Below are 26,066 nucleotides of genomic sequence, written 5' to 3' on the forward strand. Positions count from 1 at the left end.
CATGGCGATCCAATTCGTTCCCACCGCCGATATCGGAGACATCCACGGTGAACAGCTACGCAGCTGCGACAAGCAGTTCACCAACTACGGAGGAAGAACCGACTTTTGCGGCAAGATTTCCACCATCCAGGCAATTCAAGATAATGCCTTGGTGAAAGAGATCTTGAACCAACCGAACGAAGGCGGAGTCTTGGTTATCGATGCCCAAGAAAATCTGCATACCGCTATGGTCGGCGACATGATCGCTGGCGCAGGCGTGGATAACGGCTGGGCCGGGATCATCGTTAATGGAGCCATCCGGGATTCCCAAGAAATCGGCACTATGAATATTGGTGTCAAGGCTTTGGGAACCAACCCGCGCAAATCTGCGAAAGATAAGGTTGGCAAAGTTGATATCACCGTGCAATTTGGTGGCATTGAATTTGTCCCTGGCCAGTACGTTTACGCCGATGCTGACGGCATTGTCGTGAGCGAGGAACCAGTAGAAGCTAAAGAAAGCTAGTACTAACTAGCAACTCACTACGCAGATCGGAGCCTGGGAGCTAGCAGGTGTGAGAGCTAGCTCCCGGGCTCTGGGCTTTTCGTAGACGCCACTTTTGTGCAGAACCGGCATTATGCCGGAAACACCAGGACTCCGAATGTGTGCTCATCGAGCTTGTCGATACGGTGGGTAGAGCACTGCGTTATTTGTGCACAAGCCGCAACCAGGGCTGTGATGACATCCGCATAGTTGTGAGCAGCCGATGCCACGGTGCTGCGGTAATTATCGGTTTTCGGCCCATATGTATTTCGCAAACAGTGGCGCATCCGGCGCAGACTAAGATGCGGCCGGACGAAATCAAGCACGCCGTTGTTGATACCAAAATCCAAGATCTTGCGGCTTTCTTGTGCTCCTAGGGTACCTGCCAGGTTGGGATCGGCCCAGGCCCAGGTCCAGGTTTCATTCTTGATAGTCGCAAGAGCCCAGCCGCCTTCGACGCCGGCAGCTCCGGCAGGTCCTGAGACTCCGGAAGTAGTGGGTGTAGGTGCGCTGAACTCGTCAGAATATTGCTCGATGTGCTGTTGCCCGTGGCTGACGAGCTCGTCGATCGTGGGCTGTACTGGTGCCTGCGCATCCGCCGGGGACGTGGAGACATCGATGGCAACACCATCCCGAACAGCTACCACGATCCGCTTGTCACCGGATCCCATGTAGATTACCTCTGCGAAGTCTGCATTGTCATGAAATTCAAGATCACGCGCCACCGCAAACCCCTGCAGAGCACGCACGGTGTCGTAGCCTTCGGGCAGTTGCGCCAGACCATGCGTCAGTGCCCGTGGAACTGGTCCTGCCTTAGCAAAATCTACAATCATGACCACAGCGAAGCACTGCGGCTCATCTGAGCGAGATTTCCCAGTAAGCGGAACCAATACTGCTGGAATATTACGAAACACCGTGCGCGCAGCAGTCAGCAGCTGATCACTTGCCGTCTGTACCTGCTGTGGATCCAATTCGGGGATATCCGTTGCACAATCCACGACCGCAGTGGTCTGCCAGTACCACTGGTCGCCGACCATAGTCGCGACCCAGGTACCGGACAACTTTACTCTTTGCTTGCTGTTTGTGCTTGTAAAAGAGACCGTAACTGGCCGGTCCCAGTCGTCGACAAGCGAGTCCTTTGCAGTATTGCGTCCCGGATGCCCGGCAGGGCGGCGGTCTGAGGCTACAGTCAGTTGCACGTGGGAAATCTCGCCGAAACGGGTGCGGAATAAGGCCATACAATCGGCCTGAGCCAGGAAACCATCGGTCGCGATATCGGTGACTGTGCGCGGGGCAGAAAGCATAGCATTGAGTCTACAAGCCAACCCCTGATCGGCTGTCTCACCTAGGTCAGTCTCATCCAGGCCAGTCTCACCCAGGGCTGGATCTATCAGTGAGCTGCCAACCATGCACTGTAAAGTGTCCACCATGCTTTACGCCGTCAGCTACGCTTTCATGGACTCGATCAATGTCTTGTCCATCGCAGTGATCGTTGCCCTAGGTGTGCTGCTGCCAGCTGGAATGTACAAAAAGGTCACACCGCTGTTGGTCGCAGGCAACTGGTGCGGGGTTTTTGCGCTGGCTTTGCTGGTGACCGTCGTATTTTCTGGCTTTGGCGAACTGATGCAGAAAATCCTGGACTCGGCGGCCTTCGGACTGACGTTGATGGCCGTTGGTGTGATCACGCTGCTGGGTACGTGGATTTCGAAGGGGAAACCGCCGGCGGTGGTCGGGCGTTTGCTCGGCGGGCTGCAGCGGCCATCCCCGATGACGTTTTGGACCGGATTTGGCCTCGGCGTAGTGCAATCGGCGACTTCTGGACCATTTTTTGCCGGGTTGATCGTGCTGGCAGCCTTGCATCCTGCACCAGCGATGCTGGGGGCCGGGGTGGCGCTCTATGCCAGCATCGCGCTGTCGCTGCCGATCATCGCCGCTTTGCTCGTCGGTTGGGTCCGCATTGCTCCGAATTCGCCTATTGGGCGGCTTTTTACTAAGGCGTCACACAGTACTGAGCTTTTGAGCAAGGCTGCAGGCTATAGCGTGGGCGTGCTGTTAATCGTGCTCGGCGCACTCGGGGTCTAAGCGCTCGTATATGTTCGCTTTTATTCAATAATTATGCCGACGCGTTCGGTCAGTTCCAGTTCACATGGTGTAGGTGCCAAGTGCTGGGTGATTGCAGAACGGAGCGCGGGGCTTAGTGGAAGCAGCCAACCATTGTTCGGGTCGTGTACCGGCAGATCATCAGTTTTCGTCGGCACTAGTACAATCTGCGCATTGGGCCCCGCAACCACCGCAGCGTGATTATTGTGGGCGGCGTCCAGAATGATTCCTGCTACCTGCACCGATCCTGTGATGATCACCATTTCTTCTGCCGTGTGCACTGCCAGCTTGTCGACGCCTACGTGGCGTGCAGTATCCGGAAGCTGGGTGAGAGCGGGCTTAGTAGAACCGCGTAGCAGGTCGAATAGTCCCATGCGGTCATTCTAACCGGTTAATGGTGAATCACTTTTAGTCACAATTTCACGAGCTCGCGACTATTATGGGCAAGGATGATCGACGCACGAGATATAGCTTTAGTGATTGAAGGCGGGGGAATGCGTAATTCCTATACCGCCGCCAGCATTGTGCACCTGCTGGAAAAACAAGTGCAATTTGGCTGGGTCGGTGGCGTATCCGCTGGTGCCTCACACACCGTGAATTTCCTCTCCGGTGATAAAGAACGCGCGCGCAGTTCGTTTACGGATTTTGCGAACAACCCCTCGTTTGGCGGGTTGAGTCATTTCTTGCGCGGTCGGGGATATTTCAATGCAGAATTTATCTACGAAAAAGCTGCCGACAAAGATCTCCCGTTCGACTGGAAAACATTCACGGAATCGTCGGCACAAGTCTGCATCAGTGCCACACGTGCCGATACCGGAGAGACCGTCAACTGGGGCCGGGAGGACATGCCAAGCTTGCCGGATCTGATGATGCGCGTACGTGCCTCATCCACACTGCCTCTGATCATGCCGATGCGCTTGATCGACGACGTGCCGTTTGTCGATGGTGCATTGGGAGATTCCGGTGGAGTTGTGGTCAATGAGGCCGAGCAAGCTGGTTTTAGAAAGATTCTTTTCTTGGCGACGAAGCCCCGCGACTATGTGCGCCCAGCCACGCAGCGTGAGGGCTTTTTACGTCGGGCATTTTTTAAACACCCAGCCGTGGCCAAAGCCATGATTGAACGACCGGATAAATACAATGCCGCGAAAGATCGCCTGCTTACTTTGGAGAAACAAGGCCGTGCGCAATTGTTCTTTCCGACGGATTTGTCCGTGGAATCAACGGAACGCGATGCCGAAAAACTGTTGCACAGCTACCGGATGGGCCAGATCCAAACGGAAAAAGAATGGCCGCAATGGGAAGAATTTCTGACCGGTTAAAGGACCCTGACTGGTTAAAGGAAGCGAATTTAATTTAAGAATTATTTCCTACGACTACATTGTTCCGCTTCTGTTTGCCTTAGAGGTTCGGAAACCCTCCGTGCCGGTAGAATTGTTTGTCATGCGTTCGAGTATTTTAGCTGTGTTGACAGGTACTACTTTGCTGCTCGGGGCTTGTTCGGCTCCGTCTGATACTGGCGACGCGCTGAAGGCAGCGCCAGAACAGGCAACAACGGGGCAGGATACGGCTGCAGAAACTACCACGCCCACGGAAAAAACCACTGCCACCACCTATGAATTTGCGTTGGAAGATTACCAGGTTTCTCCCGACATACATTTACCCGTCCGCGGCAGCGTGACAACGGCGGGGCACAGCAATGCTCCGCTGGTGGTAGTGAATCATTTGCGCACATTTAATTGCGCTGATGATACTTTCGCCTACCCGTGCCCAGAAGGGGTAGATGAGGTACGTGTAGATCGCGGAATGCACTATTTGGCAGAGGATCTCGCAGAGGCCGGATATACCGTCGTCGTTCCTGATTTAGGCCCGTTGTGGGCGCCAGAAAGCCCCACGCAACCATATGACCAGGTGGAAGCCTGGGCGGGTGTGGTAGGTGCCATTCGTGGGGAACTGGAGGCAGCGAACCAGGGCCAGTCGCAGCACTTAGATGACAGCCTTGCGGGCATGACGGATTTTTCTCGCACTGGTGTGTTTATGCACTCGCGTTCTGCATTGCTAGGAAATAAGGCTGCAGAAATGTGGCCTGAGGTATCTTTGGCCAGCTATGGCGGGTTCTACCATGTGCCAGAATCTCCAGAAGATAACTTTTCCCCAGCTCCCGCCGATGTGCCTACTTTGACCATTTATGGGCAAGCAGATGAGGATACTTCCCAGGCCGCAGCTGACTGGTTACCAGAATACGTGGGGCAGGACAGAAACACGGCAGCCTTAAACTTTATTGTTTCAGGGCTTGGGCACAACTACATTAACCGCGTTTTATCTCAGCGGGAATTCGACGACCGCATCGATGATGGCGAAATGAGCGACATTGGTGCTGCAGAGCATGAGGAATTTTTAGCGGAAGCTCTCCGGCTTTGGTTTGATCAAACTCTCCGTGGTCAAGACGGGCCGTATCCCTTGGACGCCGACGATGAATTACCCGCTGAGCTCGCAGGCAGAGAAGTGAGCGTGTATGCTGCCACCCCGGCCGCTGCAGAGCAATGGATTGCTTCAGAACCAGAAGCGCAACTGCCGGGAAGCGAGGCCAAATTCTGTCGGATTTATCCGTCTATGAACCCGGTGCAATATGACGACCGCTGCGATTTCGTGGACCTGGGAATCGTTAATTCCGCTTCTGTCAATGCTCGCGTGCACTTGACTAAACCCCCCGCGGTGGTTCCGGTGAGTTCTGCAGGCGCGGATGCACTGAGCATGCACATGATGCCTACTGGCAGCCGGGAAGACGGCAAGAAAGAAACCAAGCTGGAAATTACCGCGATCATGGACGATGGTTCCCGACACCCAATCCCAGTGCCGACACCCAACCCGGTATTGAAAGATGCCACCACGGAAACCAGCAATGGCGAATATTGGATACGTACCTTAAGGATTAGCTTGCCGGAACCAGTAAAGAACCGCCCGATTAGCCAATTGGAAATCACTGGTGATGGCAGTATCGACTTGCGGGCGGTCGAGCTATACTAGTCGACTTATACGCAGCGCGGGCCGATATCTAATCGGCTACCAACGGCTCCATGGTCAGCTCTGGGTGTTCTTTTTGTACGAACGCGAGCTTCCATTTATCGCCGAACAGCGCAATCAATTCGCCGTCGGTGCGAGTGAAAATTTCCACTCCGCGCTGGCGGCCTAATTCTTCAGCTGAGGCCGCGTCGGTGCGTCGTGCTACCGAATAAGGTACGGGCTCGACGACGGTTTCCACGTTGTATTCGACCTCCATGCGGGCCTGCATGACTTCGAACTGCATCGGGCCAACGGCTGCCATCACAGGGGCAGCGTCGCCGCGCAGTTCGTTGCGCAGGATCTGGACGACGCCTTCGGCATCCAGTTGCTCCAGCCCTTTGCGGAATTGCTTGTATTTGCCCAGCGATTTTGCTCGCAGGGTCTGGAAACTTTCCGGAGCAAACTGCGGCATCGGGCGGAACTGGATCTTCTTGCCCGAATAGATGGTATCGCCAGGAGCCAGCGATCCCGCGTTGACCAATCCGACGATATCGCCAGGATAGGCGGCCTCAACGGTATCGCGGGTGCGGCCGAAAACGGTCAGTGCGTATTTCGTCGAGAAGCTGCGCCCAGATTGCGCGTGCGTGACCTGCATGCCGCGTTCGAAGACGCCAGAGACCACGCGCATAAAGGCTAGGGTGTCGCGGTGGTTGCGGTCCATGCCGGCTTGCACTTTGAACACGACGCCGGCGAAATCGTCGGCCACCTCGCGAGTTTCGGCGATGGCCCCTGTGGCTTTTTCCACTACCTTGGGGTCGCACTCGCGGCTACCTGGTTGCGGGGCGATTGCGCACAACGTGTCCAGAATTTGGTGTACGCCGAAGTTCAACATCGCGGAGGCGAAAATCAACGGCGAGGTCACACACTGTTCGAATAGGTCTTGATCGTGTAGCGCGCCGTCGGCGGCCAAAAGCTCGGCTTCTTCCACCGCCGTTTCCCACGCCTCGGCTTCTTTTTCGCCGGCTTGCTGCGGTGAGTAGTGCTCTTCCGGTGCGATGGTGGAGCCACCGGCGGTGCGGATGAAGTGGATGTAGTTATCAGCTTCACCGTCGTCGTTAATGTGGGCGAGCCCGCGGAAGTCACCGGCTTCACCAACCGGCCAGTATAGCGGTGTGGGCTGGAGCTGGATTTCGTTGACGATTTCGTCGACAAGCTCCAAAGGTTCGCGGCCAACCCGGTCCCACTTGTTGATCACTGTGACAATTGGCAAACCGCGAGCTTTACACACGCGGAATAGCTTCAATGTTTGCGGCTCTAGGCCTTTGGCGGCGTCGATGAGCATGACTGCCGCGTCGACGGCGGTGAGAACGCGGTAGGTGTCCTCCGAAAAATCCGCGTGTCCGGGGGTATCGACCAGGTTGATCACATACGGTTCGCCGTCGTGGCCTTCCGGGGAATAGTTGAACTGCAGCGCGGAAGAGGCCACGGAAATCCCGCGGTCTTTTTCCATGTCCATCCAGTCAGACACGGTGGCTTTGCGGTTTCCTTTGCCGTGCACCGCACCAGCTTCTGTGATGATGTGTGCGTGTAGTGCCAGAGCCTCGGTTAGCGTTGATTTACCCGCGTCGGGGTGAGCGATCACAGCAAAGGTGCGGCGGCGCGAGGCCTCGTGGGCAGGGGAGGAAACAGCAGTGGTCATGGTTGAACAGTCTAATGGTTCGGTGATGTGCGTGCCGAGGTGGATCGGCTTTTTAGGAATACCAAGAAGTTGTTTAGAAAGATGTTGTTGACAGGTCAACTAGAGTCGTTTTATTGTTGTTGTATCAACTTCGTTATTTCTAGGAGGTAATCGTGAATATTGGTGTCTTTATTGGTTCGATCCGTGCAGGCCGCGCTGGTGAAGCGATCGGCCACTGGGTGCACGAGCACGCAGCTAGCCGCAATGACGGCCACAACTACGAAATCATCGACCTGCAGGATCACGACCTGCCATTTTTGGCCGCAGATACCGTCCCTGCCATGGCCAATGGTGAGTACGGTGACCCTAAGACCCAGCAGTGGGCCAAAGTAATCGCTCAGTACGACGGCTTCGTTTTTGTGACACCGGAATATAACGGCACTGTACCTGGCCCAATGAAAAATGCCTTCGACCAGCTTGGCCAAGAATGGCAGGGCAAGCCAATCGGTTTCGTCGGCTACGGTTACTCGCAGGCTGGTAAGGGCTCGACCGCGACCTGGCGTACCGTCGTCAGTGGCATGCTGGATATGCAGCTTGCCGACGAAGACGTCAACATCGACCTGAACACTGCATACCCGGAAGAAGCTAACGGTGAATTCCGCGCATCCGATGCGGAAAAAGCTGGCCTGGATAAGATTTTGGATCAGGTCACCAAGGCTGGCGCTAACAGCTAGTTAGCGAGAATGAATCTCGTTTTGCGCGGCCCCTAGCCCCTTGGCCACGATCAGTCGGGCAGCCTCGGCGCCGGTGGCAATAAACTCATCAAAACCAGCCCCTGCTGGGACCGGACCCAGCACCCAGGCGATGATGTCATTTCCTTTCCCGGGGTGACCCACCCCCATGCGCACCCGCGGATAATCACGGGTGCCCAGGTGCTCAGTCGTGGATTTTAGGCCGTTATGTCCGGCTTCATTTCCGCCTTGTTTGAGGCGGATTTTGTGCTCTTTCAGGTCTAATTCATCGTGAATAAGCAGCACTCGCTCGGCCGGGATGCCTAAGCGTTGGGCGACGTCGGCAATCGCCGGGCCAGAATTATTCATAAAACTCGCAGTCCGCAGCACCAGGGCGGTTTCCTCGCCTGCTTCGATGGTGGCGCCGAAAGCTTGCACATCTTTAATAGGTTGCAAGGTCTCGCCGGATTCGGCCAGCAGATCGTCGACCACCATATAGCCCACGTTGTGACGTGTGGCCGCATATTTTTGCCCCGGATTACCCAAGCCGACGATTAGCCACTCTGCAGTGACGTCAGCAAGATTCAATACCGGTTGTTGGGTCGTTGCACTCTGATAGCCACCGTCGGCTGGGTTGGAGATTGAGTCATTAGCGCCTTCGGTATTGCGTCCGAAAACTTTTGATAACAGGTTGCGCACAATATTCACCCGCCCAGTGTCTCATTATTGCAGGGGTTTTCTCTACTGGCTGCTGCAAGCCAGTGATCTGCATTAGCCTGGCAAATATGTCGGAATTATTACGCCAGCTGGAATCACGCATCCTGATTGCTCCTATGGCAGGCGGGCCGTCCACACCGCAGCTTGTCACCGCGGCCGATAACGCCGGATCCTTCGGTTTTCTGGCGTTCGGAACCACTCCGGTAGATCGCGTGCAGGACATGCTTGCCAGCATTGATTCGGGGGTGCGTTATGGGGTGAACTTATTTGCCCCACAAACCCCGCTGAAAATTACCGGACAGATTAACGATTTTCACCAACAATTACAGCGCGACTACGCGGTAGCGGACCAGCTTCCGAACGTGGACTACAGCAATGGTTGGCAGGACAAGTTGGACGCTGTCATATCTGCCGATAATCCACCGGCAGTAGTCAGTTCGACGTTTGGGTGCTTCAGTGCTGTAGAAATTAGTCGCCTGCATAAGGCTGGTATTGAGGCCTGGGTGACGGTCACCAGCATTGAAGACGCCTTGAGCGCACAAGATGCAGGTGTCGATGTTCTGATCGTGCAAGGCCCAGCCGCTGGTGGCCACCGCGGAACCTGGTCGGTGGAAGAACAACCGTCCGGGCTGGGGTTGGTTGATCTCATTGAGACGATGTCGCTGGCTGGTGTTAATGCCCAACTCGTGGCTGCCGGTGGGGTGCGTACGGCCGACGATGCTCGCGAGTTGCTGCAGCTTCCCCGGGTGAAAGCGGTTAGTTGTGGTTCGGCATTTTTGCTTGCCGACGAACCCGGCACCAGTGAGTTCAATCGCACCCTACTGCATTCCGGGGGCCGTTCGGTGGCGACCCGGGCGTTTTCCGGCCGGGTCGCACGTGGCCTCGAGACGGAATTTATTCGCGAACACCATGACGATGTGCCTGCGATGTATCCGCTGTTGAACTCATTGCTGGCGCCACTGCGGCAGGAGAATGATCCGCGGGTGGCATATTGCTTGGTCGGCGAAGACGTCGACAAGATTCGGCAGGGAAGTGTGGCCGACATTCTTGCCCAATTACGGGGGTAGTAACCAAAATCGGGGTAGGATGTAGGTTGTAATTTTGCACCCCGATACCCCCGCGTAAAGGAAGATGACTGTGAATCAGCCCGCCGAGGTAGGACACGACAACTGGAATGAACGCATCGCGCTGGCGCAGGAGATGATACCACTGATCAGCTCACTGCACCGCAACAACAACGTTGTGACCTCTATTTTTGGTCGTCTGCTGATTAGCGTCACCGACATTGACATCATCAAAGCCCACGAACGTGCGCACCAGGTCATCGAAGAAGACTTGCCGCTGGACCAAACCCTGCCAGTGCTGCGCGAACTCACCTCGATGGATTTGGGTACTGCATCGATCGACGTCGGGCGCTTGGCCGTTGGATTTGCGCAATCCGGTGCTACTGATCTTTCTGGATACCTGCACCAAGAGCTGGAAGAAGTCATCGGCGGACGCACCAACGTCGAGCCCACCGACGTTGTCCTCTACGGTTTCGGCCGTATCGGTCGTCTGCTCGCGCGCATTCTCGTCGAACGTGAAGCCTCCTATGGCGGTGTGCGTCTGCGTGCTATCGTCGTCCGCTCCAAGGGTGAGGGTGACATCATTAAACGCGCCTCGTTGCTGCGCCGTGATTCCGTGCATGGCGAATTCAACGGCACCATTTCCGTGGATGAAGAAAACAACATCATCTGGGCAAACGGCACCAAAATCCAGGTCATCTACGCCAACGCGCCACAGGACATCGACTACACCGCATACGGCATCAATGACGCCATCATCGTTGACAACACCGGAGCATGGCGTGATCGTAAGGGCTTGTCGCAGCACCTGGAAGCCAAGGGCGCAGACCGTGTCTTGTTGACGGCGCCGGGCAAAGGCGATATCCCGAACGTCGTTTTCGGCATCAACGAAGACAGCATTAACGACGATGACAAGGTGCTGTCTGCAGCATCATGTACCACCAACGGTATTACTCCAGTGCTCAAGGCACTGGGCGATCGCTACGGCGTCGCGCACGGTCACGTGGAAACCGCCCACTCGTTTACTAACGACCAGAACCTGATCGATAACTACCACAAGGGTGACCGTCGTGGACGGGCTGCTGGTTTGAATATGGTGCTCACCGAAACCGGTGCTGCCAAGGCGGTATCGAAAGCGCTTCCAGAATTCGAAGGCAAGCTCACCGGTAATGCTATCCGTGTTCCTACCCCGAATGTGTCGATGGCGGTGTTGAACCTGGAACTGGAAACTGAGGTGACCAAGGACGAGGTCAACGACTACCTGCGCAAGGTGGCGCTGCTGTCGAACCTGCGCCAGCAGGTGGACTACGTCAACGATCCGGAATTGGTCTCCTCGGACTTTGTGGGCTCCGTTAAAGCCGGTGTGGTTGATGGCTTGGCGACGATTGCCAATGGCACTAAACACCTGGTGGTCTACGTCTGGTACGACAACGAGTATGGCTACTCCAACCAGGTAGTACGCTTCGTTGAAGATATTGCGGGCAAGCGGCCACGTGTGCTGCCGCACCGCAGCCCAATCAGCGAACTCTAATCCAGCTGGATGGATTCAAAGTCCAATACGTCGACAGGCATCCCGCGTTTTTCGTCTTCTGCGTGGTTGCCTGCCGGGCGGGCATCTGCCGGGAAGGTCAGAGCGGAGATGCTTACGATGCTGTCACTGCTAATAGTCCCTCCGTCTCGTGCCCAGGGGCAGAGAATGAGATTTTAACAGACGAATTTATAAATGAGATGGAGAAAGTGGTTGAAGAAACGATAAATAGTGCTGTGAAAGAGGAAGTTTCTGAATTTCCTCACACTGAAGTTTCTGTTGAACAAATTGAGCAAGCAGAAGGTGTAAATGCATCTTTGCTAAAGACATTGCCGAAATGAGATATTCTTCCCGTTTTCCCTTGAGGTTTGGGCAGGGTAAAGCGTTCCTTGCGTTGTCTTTGATGGCATTCTTGGTGGCTTGTTCAAGCGAAATTGAACAAGCGTTACCAGCTGCAAGTGAATCTGGGGGGCGGTTACTATCTCGGTTCGCGATGCTTATGGTCAGCATTGGGTAGAATTTGGTGTCCAATGTCCATACTCCAGTGTTGATGATATTTCCGAACATCAGGGTCTGGAGCCTGATGAGGCTTATGACTTAGGCAGCTACGACATTCAAGAGGTGGTGTACCTGAAAGATGCCGACGGTGACGTTGATTTTGACGTGCTCGATAGGCTAGATGTTACTTTGTGCTCCCATAGGGCCCCGGAATACTTTGGTTATCGTGGATGGTTACCGGCAGACCTGCCTCTGATTTTTGAGGTTAATTATGATGGCTGGGCCCTCACAGGGGTGGGTGATACAACCACGGAATAGATCATTCTTTAGCCTAAGTAGCTATAAACCATGCCTGCCGTTTGTGGGCAGTGGGCAAGCTCACCGGTAATGCCATCCGTGTGCCAACCGCGAATGTTTCGATGGCTGTGTTGAACCTGGAATTGGTCTCCTCGGACTTTGTGGGCTCCGTTAAAGCCGGTGTGGTTGATGGCTTGGCGACGATTGCCAATGGCACCAAACACTTGGTGGTTTACGTCTGGTATGACAACGAGTATGGTTACTCCAACCAGGTAGTACGCTTCGTTGAAGATATTGCGGGCAAGCGGGCCACGTGTGCTGCCGCACCGCAGCCCAATCAGCGAGCTGTAAGTCGCGGGGAGTTGATGCACTGGTACTAGTGCCAGTGCTGATCAAAGCCGCGGGATCCGAGATTGGACCCGCGGCTTCGTTTTGTGTTTGCGTGGTTAGCCTGTTCTTGGGTTAGCTTTCCAGCTGGATGGATTCAAAGCCCAATACGTCGACAGACATGCCGCGCTTTTCGTCTTCTGTGTGGTTGCCTGCTGGGCGAGCGTCTGACCACTTCTGGTAGTTTTCTTGGCTATCCCAGCGGGTGATCACGAAGTAACGATCTTCGCCGGAAACCGGGCGGAGCAGTTCAAAGCTTTCAAAACCTTCGGCCTTGTCGACGCCCTTTGCGCGTTGTGCGAAGCGCTGCTCGATTTCTTCGCCGGCACCTGCCGGGAAGGTTAGCGCGGAGATGTTTACATAGGTCATTGCTCATCCTTTCTATGGCTAGATCCATCCACCATTTTATCCAATACACGTTATTGGCATGGTAGAAATCGTGTGATTTTTTCACCAGGCTTTCTTGTGGTTGTTACTCGGGTTTCCTGGCCACCAGAGCCACACCGCGCAAGACATCGCTGTGTTGGCTGAAAAGCTTGCGCATCGCCAGCATTCGGCGCCTGGCATCCTTATCGCGCAGCGCATTTTTTATGATGCGCAACGTACCGAGCAGGCCTTCGTCGGCAAGATTACGGCGCATTTTTAGCAGCGCCATTGGCGCGGTATCTGTCCATTCGACGACTAAGCCAGCGTTTTCGAGAAGCTCGGTCCACTCAGCAATGGTCAGCGGCCGGGCATTAACCTTAATTACGCGGGCGAGATTCTTGCGCAACTCGGTTTTGAACTCATCGTCGAGGTCGTCGGGTTGCAGACCAAGTTCGTGGATGGCGTACCTGCCACCGGGGCGTAGCATTCGGGCTGCTTCTTGTACGATTTTTTGCTTGCCGGTGGGCGACTGCATCGTCAACATCGCTTCGCCAATAACGACATCTGCATGAGCATCGGGAATGCCGGTATCTGCCGCATCTGCGTGTACCATGCGGCCGGTGTCCTTGACGATGTCGCCAGTAATGCGCACAGCATCTTCGTCTTTTTCGACGCCAATATAGCTGGCTGGCTGGTGCGTGAGAATCTCGCTGGCGGTGCGTCCCAACCCGGGAGCAAGTTCGACGACGTCAGCGTCAGTGAGCTTGGCATTCTGTAGTAATGCGCGGGTGAGCTCTAATCCGCCTGGGCGCAGTACGCGTTTTCCGAGCCGTGCAAGCAGCCAATGTCCGGGCGCATCTTCTGCGCGGCGCTGCGCGTAGGGAAGTGGATTTGTCTTGCCATCGGTGTTTGAGGAGGTACGGGGCATGGTGAGTCCTTTCTTTAAGGCCCACCAGCGTTAGACGGCGTTAGTCAACGTTAGACAGTGCTAGTCAGCGTTAGTCAGCGTTAGACAATGACAGATACATTAAGGCAGGCCTAATTTTGTATCTAATTCTCAGCCTACTAAAAGGGGCCTGTAAAGAATAGGAGTACCAAAATTCTGTGATTTTTTCCGGGATATAGCGCCCCCGTTTTGGGTGAGCCAAGCTGATCTGTACGGCCGCGATGCAGCAGCGGAAAGAGATCACCTAAAAATCGGTGGTTGAGTTTCCGCGAGATGATAGCCAACCAAAAACGCCCCACCGAGAGTGGGGCGCTGGCGCGTGAAGCGTGGTGCCTAGCAGTCGTAGTACATCTCGAATTCCTGCGGCGTTGGGCGCAGGCGAACCGGAGTGATTTCCTCATCGTACTTGTACTTGATGTAGGTATCAATGAGGTCTTCGGTGAAGACATCGCCCTCGGTCAGGAACTCGTTGTCTTCCCGCAGAGCCTTCAGTGATTCTTCTAACGAGGTTGGAGCGGTCGGGATATCCTGGGCTTCTTCTGGAGGTAGCTCGTAAAGATCTTTATCCACTGGTGCGTGTGGTTCGATCCGGTTTTTAATACCGTCGATACCAGCCATCATCATCGCCGCAAAGCCCAAGTACGGGTTACCCGAAGGGTCTGGTGCGCGGAACTCCAAACGCTTCGCTTTCGGGTTGTTGCCGGTGGTGGGAATACGCACGGCTGCCGAACGGTTGCGCTGGGAGTAGACCAAGTTGATTGGAGCCTCGAAACCAGGGACTAGACGGTGGTAGGAGTTCAGTGTCGCGTTGGTGAATGCCAGAACCGCGCCTGCGTGCTCCAGAATGCCGCCGATGTAGTAGCGGGCCATATCGGACAAACCAGCGTAGCCGTCTTCGTCATGGAACAGTGGGGAACCATCTTTCCACAGGGACTGGTGTGCGTGCATGCCCGAACCGTTGTCACCTGCTACCGGCTTCGGCATGAACGTTGCTGTCTTGCCGTGCTGAAACGCAGTGTTTTTGATGACGTATTTAAACAGCTGAATCTGGTCTGCAGAGTGCAGCAAGGTGGAAAAGCGGTAGTTAATTTCCTGCTGCCCACCGGAGCCGACCTCGTGGTGGAAACGCTCTAGCTCAAAGCCCACCTTTTCTAGGTTCAAAGCCATGGCATCGCGGATTTCCACGGACTGGTCATAAGGAGCGGTAGGGAAGTAGCCACCCTTCGGGCGCGTCTTGTAACCAGGGTTTGGAAGCCCATCGATGGTGGTTTCCTTATCGGTGTTCCACCAGCCCTCATCGGAATCCACTTCGTAAAAACCGGCGTTGGTCGAGGTATCGAAACGCACCTTGTCGAACAGATAAAATTCGGCCTCGGCACCGAAGAAGCAGGTATCGGCAATGCCGGTGGACTGCAAATATTCCTCGGCCTTGCGGGCGGTAGTGCGTGGGTCACGCGAGAATGGCTCGCGGGTAAACGGATCGTGCACAAAGCACTTAATGTTCAGCGTCTTTGTGCTGCGGAATGGATCTACCACTGCCGAGTGCGGATCCGGCAGCAACATCATGTCGGATTCATCAATAGTGGTAAACCCGCGGATCGAGGAGCCGTCGAAAGCCAGTCCTTCTTCTGCTGCCTCCTCAGTGAACTCCGAGGCAGGGATGCTGAAGTGGTGCTCTACACCTGGAAGATCGGTAAATTGAATGTCGACGAATTTAATGTCTTCATCTTCGATATGTTGGACGACATCCGAAATGGATTCGAAACTCAAGGGAACTCCTCGTTTTGGGTGCAACTGTGCAGTCGTTTTCCCACTATACCGGCTAAGCGTGATTCATTTCTGCGATTCGTGGCTCTGATTCCTGTGTGGCTCTGATGATTCACGGTTGTGATTGATTCACGGTTGTGAATCTAGAGTAGTTCCCGCCGGAGATAATCAGCAGCATCTGGAATCACGAAATCCAGCTCGTGTTCTTGGGCACCAGAAAACCTTCCCAGCACAAACGAAGAAGCATCCATTCTCCCGGGTGGGCGTCCAATCCCGATGCTCAAACGCGCATAATCTTTCGTGCCCAATGCTTTCGTAATCGATTTCAAGCCGTTATGGCCTTTATCGCCGCCGCTGTGTTTTAGGGTAAAAGATCCAAAATCACGTTCCATATCGTCGTACACGGCAACGATTCCCGCCGGGGCGATACGAAAGTACGTTGCTAAGGCATTAACCACGCCACCAGAGGTATTCATCGGTGTGGCGGTACGCGCCAAAACTAGCTTCGGTGCCCCGGCACCTAGCGCACTAGCTGGCATTTCAGCAACAAAAGCCCCGGTGCGTTTATGCAAACTAAAAGGCACCGGTTGAAAAGCAGTAGTTTCTGCTAATTCCTGCACAACGCGGTAACCGATGTTGTGCCGGGTGTCTGCATAACGAGCACCAGGGTTACCAAGCCCAACCACAAGAACGCTGGAATGCTGAGAAAAAGCAGGTGCAGCGGGCATGGTTGGGGCTCGGCTTTCGTGTTTACTTGCCGACGTTACTCGGCGTCGATCTTATTCGTCCTCGATTTTAGTTATCGTCGGAGGACTCAGTGTCAGGGTCCAGACGATCTGCAGGGGTCTCCTCGTCGGCTTCCTCTTCGGAGTCTGCACCAGCATCGGCGCCGCCTTCTTCGGCAGCGGCAGCAGCAGCCTCGAGTTCTTCGTCTTCCTGTGGCTCCATGACGGAAACGATGACGGTGTCTTCTTCTGCTACCAGCGTGGTGTTGCCAGGCATATCCAGCTCAGCTGCAGTGATAACTGTGCCGTCTTCTGCGCCTTCGATGGAAACTTCGATCTCTTCCGGAATGGAAAGAACGTCGGCCTCGACCAGCAGGACGTCGTTGTCCTGGATGAACATCATGCCTGCGGCAGGCTCGCCGGTGATGGTAACTGGAATTTCAACCTCGACCTTTTCGCCGCGCTTAATGGACAGCAGGTCTACGTGGTCAACGTCGAGGGTCAAAACGTTCTGGTCGACGTTTTTCACCATGGACAGGTGCTTTTCGCCATCAACTTCCAGCTCCAAAACGGCGTTCAAGCCGTTGTAACGAATCATCGTCTGCAGTTCCAGCAGATCTACAGAGAAGTGGATTGGCTCGGTGTTGGAGCCGTACAGAACGCCAGGCACGCGCCACTCACGACGCAGACGACGGGCAGCGCCCTTGCCGAATTCGGTGCGTGGTTGTGCTGCAAGAATAGGTGTCTTTTCAGCCATAATGGATAACTCCTCAGTGCGGTGAAAAAATTTATACTGTGGACAAACGTGCATAGGCAAGGGCACATCCACGACCGGGGAGCTACCGGGGTAAGTGTAGATCGCGTCGATAACGGCCAAAATGCATGGCCCTCGCCGAGACGAGAGCCATCATAGCAAAAAGCGTGCTAGCTAAGAAATGCTGCGCTCGGCAATTACCATTCAGCCACCGTTAAAGTACTGGCTAGGCAGCGCAGCAGCGGGGTTAAACGGCGGTGTATCCGCCGTCGACAGTCTGTGCGCTGCCGGTAATAAACGAGGCATTGGACGACAGCAAGAACAACACCATCGCTGCTACTTCCCGTACAGAGCCCAGCCGACCCAGAGGGTGATCGTTGATCAGCTTGGTCAACTCATCTTCGTCCATGAAGTTAGCCAACAGGGCATTGCGGATATAGCCCGGGCAGACCGCATTCACGCGAATCGCCTTGGAACCGTATTCCACAGCAGCAGAACGCGTCAGACCAATCACACCGTGTTTGGCGGCAGAATAAGCCGCCTTTCCCTTGGCGGCAACGAGACCGTGCACCGAGGCGACGTTGACGATGGAGCATTCTGAAGTCACGTCCATGTCCAAGAACTGATCAATTTCATGACGCATAGCGTAGGCTACACCGTTCAAGTTGAGGTCGATCAAATCGCGCCATTGTCGACCGTTCATCTTCCCTGTGTATTCACCTTCGCCACCGTAGCCTGGCGAATTAACCGCGTAGTGCAAGCCACCGAATTGCTCCACGGCGGTGTGCACAGCAGCCTTGTAGTCAGACTCGGCAGTCATGTCGATGTCAATGGCATAGGCCGAGCCCCCGTTGTCACGGATCTTTTCTGCGACGGCGGACGGTGCGTGTTCGGTGGTGTCGGCGACTACAACGTGGGTGCCTAATTCACCCAATTCGTAGCAGATTTCTTCACCAATACCGAAGCCACCGCCGGTGACCAAGGCTACTTTCCCACGGAATTCGTCAAAGCTTTTCATTACGCAGACCCTTCGAACAGTGTCGTTACGGAACCGTTTTCAAAGATTTCGTTGATGGTGCGTGCCAGCAACGGAGCAATGGACAAAACGGTGAGGTTGTCCCAGCCCTCGGTCGATTGCGGGATGGTGTCAGTGGTGATGACTTCTTCGGCACCACAAGTGGACAGCTTTTCGCGCGCTTGGCCGGAAAATACGCCGTGGGTACACGCGACCACCACAGATTTGGCGCCTTCATCCTTCAAAATCTTGGCTGCACCAGCAATGGTGCCGCCAGTATCAATCATGTCGTCGACCAAGATGCAGTCTTTACCCTTGACATCACCGACGACTCGGTTTGCAACGACTTCGTTGGCAACATCGACGCTGCGGGTTTTGTGCACGAACGCCATTGGGGCGCCGCCGAGAACGTTCGCCCATTTCTCGGCGACCTTGACACGGCCCGCGTCCGGAGAAACGATGCACATGTTTTCGGTTGGGTAGTGCTCTTTGATGTAGTCAGTTAGCACAGGCATCGCGTGCATGTGGTCCACCGGACCATCGAAGAAGCCCTGGATCTGGTCGGTGTGTAGGTCTACCGACACCAGACGGTCAGCACCGGCAGTTTGCAGCATGTCGGAGATCAGACGGGCAGAAATTGGCTCGCGACCTCGGTGTTTTTTATCCTGACGTGCATATGGATAGAACGGCAAGATAGCGGTGATGCGCTTGGCGGAACCACGCTTGAGCGCATCAATCATGATGAGCTGTTCCATCAGCCACTTGTTCAGATCGCCACCCTCGACGGTTGCGTGAGATTGCATGACGAAGCAATCTGCGCCGCGGACTGATTCCTCGAAGCGCACGAAGATTTCCCCGTTTGCGAAGTCTTCAGCGCGCATCGGGGTGATGTGGGTGTCGAGTTCTTTGGCGACGGCTTCGCCAAGATCTGGGTGTGAGCGGCCATTGAAGACCATCATGTTCTTTTGGTTCATAGCGATCTTGCCAGTCATAGGATTAACCCTTCTGCTTTGGTGTCTACGCTTGTTCGGACCCCTGGTCACTGCCTGTGTCGGTGCTGCCATCAGTGGCCTCGCCATTGTCAGCGTGGCTCTGTTCGGCAGCTCGTGCGGCCTGCGCAGAGGAGCTGTCGGGACGCTTTTTTGCGACCCAACCCTCGATATTGCGCTGGCGACCACCCGAGACGGCCAGTGCCCCTGGCGGAACATCGTCTTTAATCACTGTACCCGCCCCAGAATAGGCGCCATCACCGACGGTCACCGGTGCGATAAACATTGTGTCGGAACCGGTGCGCACGTGATCGCCCACCACGGTGTGATTCTTGTTCACGCCGTCGTAGTTAACGAAGACCGAAGAAGCACCAATATTTGAGTGTTTACCGATGGTCGCATCACCCACGTAGGTCAGGTGCGGAACCTTGGAACCTTCGCCGATCGTGGCTTTCTTGGTCTCTACAAAACCACCGAGCTTGGCGTTATTACCCAAGTCTGTGCCTGGGCGAAGGTAGGTAAATGGTCCGACGTTCGCCTCTGCGCCAATACGTGAGCTTTCTGCGTGGGCACGGATCACCCGCGCATTCTTGCCGACGACGACATCTGTGAGTGTGCTGTCCGGTCCAATTTCCGCGCCGTCCGCGATGGAGGTTTTTCCCCACAGCTGCGTACCCGGGTGGATGGTGACGTCTTGGCCCACGGTGACATCCGCGCCAATCCAGGTGGTGGCAGGATCGACAATGGTGGCACCCCCGAGCATGGCTGCTTCTACGGTGCGGCGGTTGAATTCCTTGCCCGCTTCTGCCAGCTGTACGCGGTTGTTAACACCTGCGAGCTCGCCAGCGTCAGCTGCGACATAGGCACCGACCCCATGGCCAGCCTCGCGCGCAATAGCCAGTACGTCAGTGATATATAACTCGCCCTGCGCGTTATCCGTGTTCAGTTGTGTGAGCGCATCGCGCAGGATGGCGGCGTCGAAAGCGAAGACTCCGGAGTTGATTTCGGTAATTTCTCGGATTTCTTCCGAAGCATCTTTATGCTCGATAATTGCGGTGACCTGCTTATTATCGTCGCGCACAATGCGGCCATAGCCGGTGGCGTCGGCAAGTTCGACGGACAACACCGTAACGCCAGCTCGTGCGGATTCATGGTGCTCGCGTAGGTGATCGAGGGTTTCCGGTCGCAGTAGCGGCACATCAGCATTGGTGACAATCACGGTGCCCTGGAAATCATCCAACCCAGCCATCGCACATTGCACCGCGTGCCCGGTGCCAAGTTGTTCTTCTTGCACGGCGGTGGTCAGCTTTGTGCCGAGCTCGTCGGCAAGCGTGTCGACGGCTGGCACTACCTGCTCACGCTGGTGGCCGACGACCACTACGACATTGTCCGGATTTAAGCCTGCCGCGGCGTGCACACTATGGGAAAGCAGCGAGCGCCCGCCAATTTCATGCAGTGTTTTCTGGGTCGCAGATTTCATCCGTGTACCGGCGCCGGCAGCTAAGACGATGACCGCGCAGGAAGATTGTTGAGCCACAGCGAGAATTCACTCCTGAACAAATGGGGGTTAACTAATGGCACCAATCATAACGATGTGTTCGCACATGCGCGGTTGACCGTGGGTTTTTAGCCGCCTTGTGAGACTTCCGGAAGCTTGCGAGCTGCCCAAACACCGGCAAAACCAATAAGAGACAAAAATACCAACGCCCAAGCAGGGCCTTTGAGTGCGATGACAGACGACAACGCGCCGACGCATAACAGAATCACGCCCATCAGTGTGTTTGCGGCACCTGTATAGCGGGTGCGTTGGTCGTCTTCAGCCATGTCCACGAGATAGGTCGAACGTGCCACGCGTATGGCGGCGTGACTGAGAGACACCAAGAAAAACCCCAGTGGAAATAGTACGGAATTCCAGCCGGGAGGAAGAGTCAGTGAGCTTGCTACCAGCAGCAACAGCACCAATGAGGCCGTGCCTGCGGCGACGGACAGCACGGTCCTGGAGGAACGATCAGACCAGATCCCGGAAATCCTTCCTGCAAGCAGTGCTGAAAGACCAGAGACAAAAACAAAGGCGCCCAATTCGGCGAAACTGCTGTCGTTGAGCGCGCTCAGTGTGACGATAAATGCAGTGGATAGTGATGAGACCAAGAGCAGAGAGCGAACGACGACGAATTGCCGGAAATGAGCGTCGTCACGTAATAGTTGCCAGGTATCGCGAAACCAAGGAAGTGCGTCGGCGGGAAGCTCTGGTTGCATGGCCTTCTTTACCGAGCGAGTATCCAAATTTTCGTCGACACGCGCGAAAGATAGCGCTGCCACACACCAACCGAGTGCGCCAATCCCAATGAGGACCGCGCCGACCCAAATAGGAATTGGGGAGGGAACGAACAACAGTGCGCCACCGACAGCGATAGTGACGATGCCCGATAGCGTGGTCGCGGTGCCGGTGACCGCGCCGCGTTGTCCTTTGCTCACAGCCCGGCCCAAAACGTCTTGCCCAGAGAGTGAAGATAAGGAACGAAAAATCGCTAGGCAGGCTAAAAGCACCACGATCGCGACGCCTAGCGAGGTCCCGCTCAGCACCAATGCAGCGACTGCCATGAGCGTGGCACAGAGCGCTTGACCGAGTGAGCCCAGCATCCAAATTCGTTTCCGAGAGTCCTGTGATGTCACCCAACCCCGCAGTGCAGCCTGCGGGAGCATGGCTAACGACTCACGAACCGGCACCAACAAACCCGAAAATGCTGCTGGCACCCCAGCGGCGGTAAACAACCAGGGCAAGACAGTTTTGGCTGAGGCCGTCTGGTCGCCGATGTTTTGCAGCGCGTTGGCGATAGCAACATAGCGGCCATTGTGCTGCTGGTTGCGTGCGGTGTGCGGGGAGCCGGGATTCATAGTTCCAGGCTAATGGTAATGGCGAGTGTGGTGTGAATAAATCCTGGCTATGCGTTATATGGCGTTGTGTATGACCGTGGGTTTTCATTTCTTCATGTGATTGTGTAAACTTGCAAGCCGTTGGCACGCAACTGCACATCGCCTCGATGTCATCAACCAATTATGGTCATGTCGAACGGCAATGCAGGAGTACCGACATTTCCCCATGGTGTAATCGGCAACACTACGGTTTTTGGTACCGTCATTCTAGGTTCGAGTCCTGGTGGGGAAGCTTTTTCATATCAGGGGGTAAGGCTCCAGCCATCAGCCATCTCAGTCAGGAGAATGATCCCGAAGTGAATATGCTCGCCGGCTTATTAAAAGTTGCTGCCAGCGATCCGAAACTCAAAGGGCTCATCAATCACGTTGGTGAACCAACCCTGCACATCACCGGCATTACACAAGCTCGCCCTTGGGCTATCGGAACCCTGGCGCACCATGCCCCCGTCGTTGTGCTCACAGCCACTGGCCGCGAAGCTGAAGACCTACAAGCAGAATTAGCTGCCATGCTGGGCAATAAAGTTGCGATGTTTCCCGCATGGGAAACCTTGCCGCACGAGCGTTTGTCTCCGGGCGCAGATATCGTCGGCAAGCGTGCAGCCGTGCTGCATCGCTTAGACGAGCTGCAAGTTATCGTGGCCCCAGCACGCGGATTGGCGCAGCCAGTGCTGGAATCTGTCGACGGCCGGGCGCCGATTAGCCTGACTGAAGACCAAGAATATGACTTTGACCAGCTGGTTGCTGAATTAGAATTCCGCGCCTATTCGCACGTCGATATGGTCAGTAAAAAAGGCCAATTCGCCAAACGCGGCGGCATCGTCGATGTCTATCCCACCACCCTGGACTATCCAGTGCGCATCGAATTCTGGGGTGATGACATCACCGATATCCGCCAGTTTTCTGTGGCAGATCAACGCACGATTTCTGAGATCGAAGTTGGCAAAGTTGATATTTTCCCGGCTCGTGAACTGCCCATTACCGATGCGGTAGCAGCGAAAGCGGAAAAACTCGCACGCGAGTATGCTTCCAATGCGACGCTAGCGGAATTGCTCACCAAGATCTCGGAAAAGATCCCATCGGAAGGCATGGAAGCGTTGCTTCCAGTGCTGATGGATGCGCCGATGGTGTCGCTGTTGGACCTGGTGCCGGATAACACGCATGTTCTGGTCATGGACCCAGAAAAGGTGCGTCGTAGGGTAGAAGACCTGCACGATACTGATGCCGAATTCTTGGCCGCGAGCTGGGAAGCAGCAGCCATGGGGGCGGATGGTCCGGTGGCCCACAATAAACTTGACTTGTCGGCAGCAAACTACTTGTCCCTAGAACAATTAGAAGACATCACCCGGGAACGTGGCAGTTCCTGGTGGACGTTCGCCCCTCCAGGTATGTTCGCCGCAGATGAAGCAGCAACGTTGCCGCTCGAATTTGAGGCCGGTCCGCAGCCGAAAGGCGATGCCAAAGAAATCGAAGCGATGATGTCGCAGCTTCGTGCCCATTGCCAGTCGGGTGGACGCGCGGCATATATCGCCCCGGCAGCCGGTGCCATTAAACGCATGGCGGAACGATTCCGCGAAAACGGCATTTCGGCGCACGTGGCAGAACCCGGCTGGCAACCCAATGCTGGCGAGATCACGCTGTATCAGGCATTGAGCCACGCCGGATTGGTCTTTCCGAAAGTCCGCAACCAGCATGACGGCGCGACACTGCCGCTGGTCGTGGTTACCGAAACTGATCTGACCGGTAACCGTGTCGGCGATATCGCCGGTGCCAAACGTCGGCCTGCGAAACGTCGCAACCGTGTGGACCCGCTGGCACTGAAAAAAGGCGATTTCGTCGTTCACGAAACCCACGGCATCGGCAAGTTCATCAAGATGGCTGAGCGCACCATTAATGCCGGTGGAGAAAGCTCGCGCCGTGAATATATAGTGCTGGAATACGCCGCTTCGAAGCGCGGACAACCCGCAGACCAACTGTGGGTGCCCATGGAATCACTGGACCTGCTGAGCAAATACACCGGCGGGCAAGCACCGACGCTGTCGAAAATGGGCGGATCGGACTGGAAAAACACCAAGAAAAAGGCGCGCGCAGCGGTCCGCGAAATCGCTGGCGAGCTGGTGCAACTTTATGCGAAGCGCCAAGCCGCGCCGGGATATTCTTTTGCCCCGGATTCTCCTTGGCAAGCGGAGATGGAAGATAACTTCCCGTTCGTAGAAACCGAAGACCAGATGCTGGCCATTGAAGCGGTGAAAGCGGATATGGAATCATCCGTCCCGATGGACCGCGTTGTCGTCGGAGACGTTGGTTATGGCAAAACCGAGGTTGCGGTGCGTGCTGCTTTCAAAGCGGTGCAAGATGGAAAGCAAGTTGCGGTGTTGGTGCCGACCACGCTGTTGGCACAGCAGCATTACGACACGTTTGCTGAACGCATGGCAGGCTTCCCAGTTGAGATGCGGGTGCTTTCGCGGTTTAGTACCGCGGGAGAAGCCAAGCAGATCATTAAAGAGCTTGCCAACGGCACCGTCGATATCGTGATTGGTACTCACCGGTTGCTGCAGACTGGCGTGCAGTGGAAAAACCTCGGCTTGATCGTCGTGGATGAGGAACAGCGCTTCGGTGTGGAGCACAAAGAACACATCAAGGCATTACGTTCATCTGTCGACGTGCTCACGATGTCTGCGACTCCAATCCCACGCACCCTGGAGATGTCGATGGCGGGCATCCGGGAAATGTCGACGATCCTTACTCCACCGGAAGACCGGCACCCGATCCTGACGTATGTCGGTGCCTACGAAGACAAACAGGTTGCGGCTGCGATCCGCCGCGAGCTGTTACGCGATGGTCAGACCTTTGTGATTCACAACAAGGTCGCGGACATCGAGAAAAAGGCCCGGGAAATCCGCGAACTGGTGCCAGAAGCCCGCGTCGTCGTTGCCCACGGGCAAATGAACGAGGACCTGCTGGAACGTACTGTGCAGGGGTTTTGGGATCGCGAATATGACGTGCTGGTATGCACCACGATCGTGGAAACCGGATTGGATATCGCTAATGCCAACACTTTGATCGTGGAAAATGCCCACCAGATGGGGCTGTCACAGTTGCACCAGCTGCGCGGTCGCGTTGGACGCTCCCGTGAGCGTGGCTACGCCTACTTCTTGTACCCGCAAGGAGCCACACTTTCTGAGACCAGCTATGACCGCTTGGCGACGATCGCGCAAAACAATGATCTCGGTGCCGGTATGGCAGTGGCCATGAAAGACCTGGAAATGCGCGGTGCCGGAAACGTGCTGGGCGCGCAACAATCTGGTCATATCGCAGGCGTCGGCTTCGATATGTATGTCCGGTTGGTCGGCGAAGCTGTTGAAACCTTCAAAGCGCTTTCCCGCGGCGAAACACTGGATGCCACAGATCAGTCGCCGAAAGAAATTCGTATTGACTTGCCGGTGGATGCACACATCCCGGAACACTATATTTCTTCGGAACGCCTGCGTTTGGAGGTTTACCGCAAGCTGGCGTCGTCACAGGATAATAAAGACCTACGTCTCGTTGTCGAAGAAATGGAAGATCGCTACGGCCCGATCCCGGAAGAGGTCGAGCGTTTGCTGGCGGTGGCACGCCTGCGCCACCAAGCTCGGCGCGCCGGGGTCACCGACATCATGGTGCAAGGAACACGAATCAAAGTGGGCCCGGTGGAATTGCCGGATTCCAAGCAAGTGCGTTTGAAACGCACACACCCTGGTGCGAATTACCGTGCAGCCGCCAAAGCGATCCAGCTACCGTTCCCGAAGGCTGGTCGAGGCAACGTGACAGACCCGAAGTTGCGCGATGTGGAACTCCTGCAGTGGATGGCGGATTTCCTGAGCGAGATATTTGATGTGGAACCCACTGATGTCTCTGGTAGCACGAAGCCGAAAACACTCGTGCAGGAAACCGCTGGGGCTAACTCCGGTGCCGTGGGTAAAGCCACGACGCGGCGTAAAGGCGCAGCTAAGGCGCGGGCACACAACGGTGGTGGATCCGTGTTTTCCCTTAGCGAATAGGTGGTGGCGCGAC

Annotated in this window: 22 protein-coding genes and 1 pseudogene; 10 read left to right on the plus strand and 13 right to left on the minus strand. The window is 55.4% G+C overall.

The features are described 5' to 3' along the window. The first annotated feature begins 1 nt into the window (after position 1). On the plus strand, positions 2 to 502 hold the full coding sequence (gene rraA / locus QP888_RS05180) for a ribonuclease E activity regulator RraA (RefSeq protein WP_284812446.1): 501 nt from the start codon (positions 2 to 4) through the stop codon (positions 500 to 502). A gap of 110 nt (positions 503 to 612) precedes the next feature. Here rraA and QP888_RS05185 read toward each other — a convergent pair whose 3' ends face one another. Further along, positions 613 to 1,824, minus strand: a complete 1,212-nt coding sequence (locus QP888_RS05185) for a DUF6882 domain-containing protein (protein WP_284812447.1) — start codon at positions 1,822 to 1,824, stop codon at positions 613 to 615. A gap of 124 nt (positions 1,825 to 1,948) precedes the next feature. Here QP888_RS05185 and QP888_RS05190 point away from each other — a divergent pair, with 124 nt between their 5' ends. Then, positions 1,949 to 2,602: a hypothetical protein gene (locus QP888_RS05190; protein WP_284812448.1), complete on the plus strand. Its 654-nt coding sequence runs from the start codon at positions 1,949 to 1,951 to the stop codon at positions 2,600 to 2,602. Between the two features lie 20 nt (positions 2,603 to 2,622). On the opposite strand, the gene QP888_RS05195 is transcribed toward QP888_RS05190, so the two are convergent. Then, positions 2,623 to 2,994 (minus strand): hypothetical protein, encoded by a 372-nt coding sequence (locus QP888_RS05195; protein ID WP_284812449.1) that lies wholly within the window; start codon positions 2,992 to 2,994, stop codon positions 2,623 to 2,625. Positions 2,995 to 3,069: 75 nt separating this feature from the next. Here QP888_RS05195 and QP888_RS05200 point away from each other — a divergent pair, with 75 nt between their 5' ends. Together QP888_RS05200 and QP888_RS05205 are read left to right on the plus strand one after the other, a co-directional pair. Beyond that, a complete protein-coding gene (locus QP888_RS05200; RefSeq protein ID WP_284812450.1) occupies positions 3,070 to 3,939 on the plus strand; it encodes a patatin-like phospholipase family protein in 870 nt (289 codons plus the stop codon). A 121-nt stretch (positions 3,940 to 4,060) separates the two neighbouring features. Continuing rightward, the gene (locus QP888_RS05205) at positions 4,061 to 5,644 is read left to right on the plus strand and encodes an alpha/beta hydrolase (RefSeq protein WP_284812451.1); all 1,584 of its coding nucleotides are present in this window, start codon (positions 4,061 to 4,063) and stop codon (positions 5,642 to 5,644) included. Positions 5,645 to 5,672: 28 nt separating this feature from the next. Here QP888_RS05205 and QP888_RS05210 read toward each other — a convergent pair whose 3' ends face one another. Then, positions 5,673 to 7,319, minus strand: a complete 1,647-nt coding sequence (locus tag QP888_RS05210; protein WP_284812452.1) for a peptide chain release factor 3 — start codon at positions 7,317 to 7,319, stop codon at positions 5,673 to 5,675. A 152-nt stretch (positions 7,320 to 7,471) separates the two neighbouring features. Here QP888_RS05210 and QP888_RS05215 point away from each other — a divergent pair, with 152 nt between their 5' ends. Then, complete coding sequence (locus QP888_RS05215) at positions 7,472 to 8,032, plus strand: NADPH-dependent FMN reductase (RefSeq protein WP_284812453.1); 561 nt, start codon at positions 7,472 to 7,474, stop codon at positions 8,030 to 8,032. Here QP888_RS05215 and pth (QP888_RS05220) read toward each other — a convergent pair whose 3' ends face one another. Then, positions 8,033 to 8,737, minus strand: a complete 705-nt coding sequence (gene pth / locus QP888_RS05220; protein ID WP_284812454.1) for an aminoacyl-tRNA hydrolase — start codon at positions 8,735 to 8,737, stop codon at positions 8,033 to 8,035. Between the two features lie 77 nt (positions 8,738 to 8,814). Here pth (QP888_RS05220) and QP888_RS05225 point away from each other — a divergent pair, with 77 nt between their 5' ends. From QP888_RS05225 to QP888_RS05240, 4 genes and pseudogenes are all read left to right on the plus strand, one after another. Next, positions 8,815 to 9,813, plus strand: a complete 999-nt coding sequence (locus QP888_RS05225) for a nitronate monooxygenase (RefSeq protein ID WP_284812455.1) — start codon at positions 8,815 to 8,817, stop codon at positions 9,811 to 9,813. Between the two features lie 64 nt (positions 9,814 to 9,877). Next, positions 9,878 to 11,341, plus strand: coding sequence for a glyceraldehyde-3-phosphate dehydrogenase (locus QP888_RS05230; protein ID WP_284812456.1), 1,464 nt, complete (start codon positions 9,878 to 9,880; stop codon positions 11,339 to 11,341). 206 nt (positions 11,342 to 11,547) lie between these two features. Continuing rightward, positions 11,548 to 11,679: a hypothetical protein gene (locus QP888_RS05235; RefSeq protein WP_284812457.1), complete on the plus strand. Its 132-nt coding sequence runs from the start codon at positions 11,548 to 11,550 to the stop codon at positions 11,677 to 11,679. A gap of 528 nt (positions 11,680 to 12,207) precedes the next feature. After that, positions 12,208 to 12,484, plus strand: a pseudogene (locus QP888_RS05240) (glyceraldehyde-3-phosphate dehydrogenase); the annotation flags it as partial. A gap of 111 nt (positions 12,485 to 12,595) precedes the next feature. Here the strand turns inward: QP888_RS05240 and QP888_RS05245 are convergent. The 9 genes from QP888_RS05245 to QP888_RS05285 form a co-directional block, all read right to left on the minus strand. Continuing rightward, complete coding sequence (locus QP888_RS05245; protein ID WP_284812458.1) at positions 12,596 to 12,889, minus strand: antibiotic biosynthesis monooxygenase family protein; 294 nt, start codon at positions 12,887 to 12,889, stop codon at positions 12,596 to 12,598. Between the two features lie 103 nt (positions 12,890 to 12,992). Further along, a complete protein-coding gene (locus QP888_RS05250) occupies positions 12,993 to 13,814 on the minus strand; it encodes a class I SAM-dependent methyltransferase (protein WP_284812459.1) in 822 nt (273 codons plus the stop codon). Positions 13,815 to 14,165: 351 nt separating this feature from the next. Continuing rightward, positions 14,166 to 15,602: a type I glutamate--ammonia ligase gene (glnA, locus tag QP888_RS05255; RefSeq protein WP_284812460.1), complete on the minus strand. Its 1,437-nt coding sequence runs from the start codon at positions 15,600 to 15,602 to the stop codon at positions 14,166 to 14,168. Between the two features lie 140 nt (positions 15,603 to 15,742). Beyond that, positions 15,743 to 16,327, minus strand: a complete 585-nt coding sequence (gene pth / locus QP888_RS05260; RefSeq protein WP_284812461.1) for an aminoacyl-tRNA hydrolase — start codon at positions 16,325 to 16,327, stop codon at positions 15,743 to 15,745. A 67-nt stretch (positions 16,328 to 16,394) separates the two neighbouring features. Then, entirely contained in the window at positions 16,395 to 17,081 is a 687-nt protein-coding gene (locus QP888_RS05265; RefSeq protein WP_284812462.1) for a 50S ribosomal protein L25/general stress protein Ctc, read from the minus strand. Between the two features lie 244 nt (positions 17,082 to 17,325). Next, positions 17,326 to 18,096 carry an SDR family NAD(P)-dependent oxidoreductase gene (locus QP888_RS05270; protein ID WP_284812463.1) on the minus strand — a complete coding sequence of 257 codons (771 nt, stop codon included), beginning with the start codon at positions 18,094 to 18,096 and terminating at the stop codon, positions 17,326 to 17,328. Then, complete coding sequence (locus QP888_RS05275) at positions 18,096 to 19,085, minus strand: ribose-phosphate diphosphokinase (RefSeq protein ID WP_049168802.1); 990 nt, start codon at positions 19,083 to 19,085, stop codon at positions 18,096 to 18,098. Before QP888_RS05275 ends, QP888_RS05270 begins: the two co-directional genes overlap by 1 nt. 25 nt (positions 19,086 to 19,110) lie before the next feature. Beyond that, on the minus strand, positions 19,111 to 20,619 hold the full coding sequence (glmU, locus tag QP888_RS05280; protein WP_284812464.1) for a bifunctional UDP-N-acetylglucosamine diphosphorylase/glucosamine-1-phosphate N-acetyltransferase GlmU: 1,509 nt from the start codon (positions 20,617 to 20,619) through the stop codon (positions 19,111 to 19,113). Positions 20,620 to 20,708: 89 nt separating this feature from the next. Next, complete coding sequence (locus QP888_RS05285) at positions 20,709 to 21,977, minus strand: MFS transporter (protein WP_284812465.1); 1,269 nt, start codon at positions 21,975 to 21,977, stop codon at positions 20,709 to 20,711. Between the two features lie 341 nt (positions 21,978 to 22,318). Here QP888_RS05285 and mfd point away from each other — a divergent pair, with 341 nt between their 5' ends. Further along, on the plus strand, positions 22,319 to 26,053 hold the full coding sequence (gene mfd, locus QP888_RS05290; protein ID WP_284812660.1) for a transcription-repair coupling factor: 3,735 nt from the start codon (positions 22,319 to 22,321) through the stop codon (positions 26,051 to 26,053). The last annotated feature ends 13 nt before the right edge of the window (positions 26,054 to 26,066 follow it).

This window comes from Corynebacterium sp. MSK297 (assembly GCF_030232885.1).
GTDB lineage: Bacteria > Actinomycetota > Actinomycetes > Mycobacteriales > Mycobacteriaceae > Corynebacterium.

Bases quoted from the DNA above. Each gene is read 5' to 3' on its own strand.
- rraA (WP_284812446.1), top strand. From the start codon at position 2: ATGGCGATCCAATTCGTTCCCACCGCCGATATCGGAGACATCCACGGT.
- QP888_RS05185 (WP_284812447.1), bottom strand. From the start codon at position 1,824: ATGCTTTCTGCCCCGCGCACAGTCACCGATATCGCGACCGATGGTTTC.
- QP888_RS05190 (WP_284812448.1), top strand. From the start codon at position 1,949: ATGCTTTACGCCGTCAGCTACGCTTTCATGGACTCGATCAATGTCTTG.
- QP888_RS05195 (WP_284812449.1), bottom strand. From the start codon at position 2,994: ATGGGACTATTCGACCTGCTACGCGGTTCTACTAAGCCCGCTCTCACC.
- QP888_RS05200 (WP_284812450.1), top strand. From the start codon at position 3,070: ATGATCGACGCACGAGATATAGCTTTAGTGATTGAAGGCGGGGGAATG.
- QP888_RS05205 (WP_284812451.1), top strand. From the start codon at position 4,061: ATGCGTTCGAGTATTTTAGCTGTGTTGACAGGTACTACTTTGCTGCTC.
- QP888_RS05210 (WP_284812452.1), bottom strand. From the start codon at position 7,319: ATGACCACTGCTGTTTCCTCCCCTGCCCACGAGGCCTCGCGCCGCCGC.
- QP888_RS05225 (WP_284812455.1), top strand. From the start codon at position 8,815: ATGTCGGAATTATTACGCCAGCTGGAATCACGCATCCTGATTGCTCCT.
- QP888_RS05230 (WP_284812456.1), top strand. From the start codon at position 9,878: ATGACTGTGAATCAGCCCGCCGAGGTAGGACACGACAACTGGAATGAA.
- QP888_RS05245 (WP_284812458.1), bottom strand. From the start codon at position 12,889: ATGACCTATGTAAACATCTCCGCGCTAACCTTCCCGGCAGGTGCCGGC.
- QP888_RS05250 (WP_284812459.1), bottom strand. From the start codon at position 13,814: ATGCCCCGTACCTCCTCAAACACCGATGGCAAGACAAATCCACTTCCC.
- pth (WP_284812461.1), bottom strand. From the start codon at position 16,327: ATGCCCGCTGCACCTGCTTTTTCTCAGCATTCCAGCGTTCTTGTGGTT.
- QP888_RS05265 (WP_284812462.1), bottom strand. From the start codon at position 17,081: ATGGCTGAAAAGACACCTATTCTTGCAGCACAACCACGCACCGAATTC.
- QP888_RS05270 (WP_284812463.1), bottom strand. From the start codon at position 18,096: ATGAAAAGCTTTGACGAATTCCGTGGGAAAGTAGCCTTGGTCACCGGC.
- QP888_RS05275 (WP_049168802.1), bottom strand. From the start codon at position 19,085: ATGACTGGCAAGATCGCTATGAACCAAAAGAACATGATGGTCTTCAAT.
- QP888_RS05285 (WP_284812465.1), bottom strand. From the start codon at position 21,977: ATGAATCCCGGCTCCCCGCACACCGCACGCAACCAGCAGCACAATGGC.
- mfd (WP_284812660.1), top strand. From the start codon at position 22,319: ATGCTCGCCGGCTTATTAAAAGTTGCTGCCAGCGATCCGAAACTCAAA.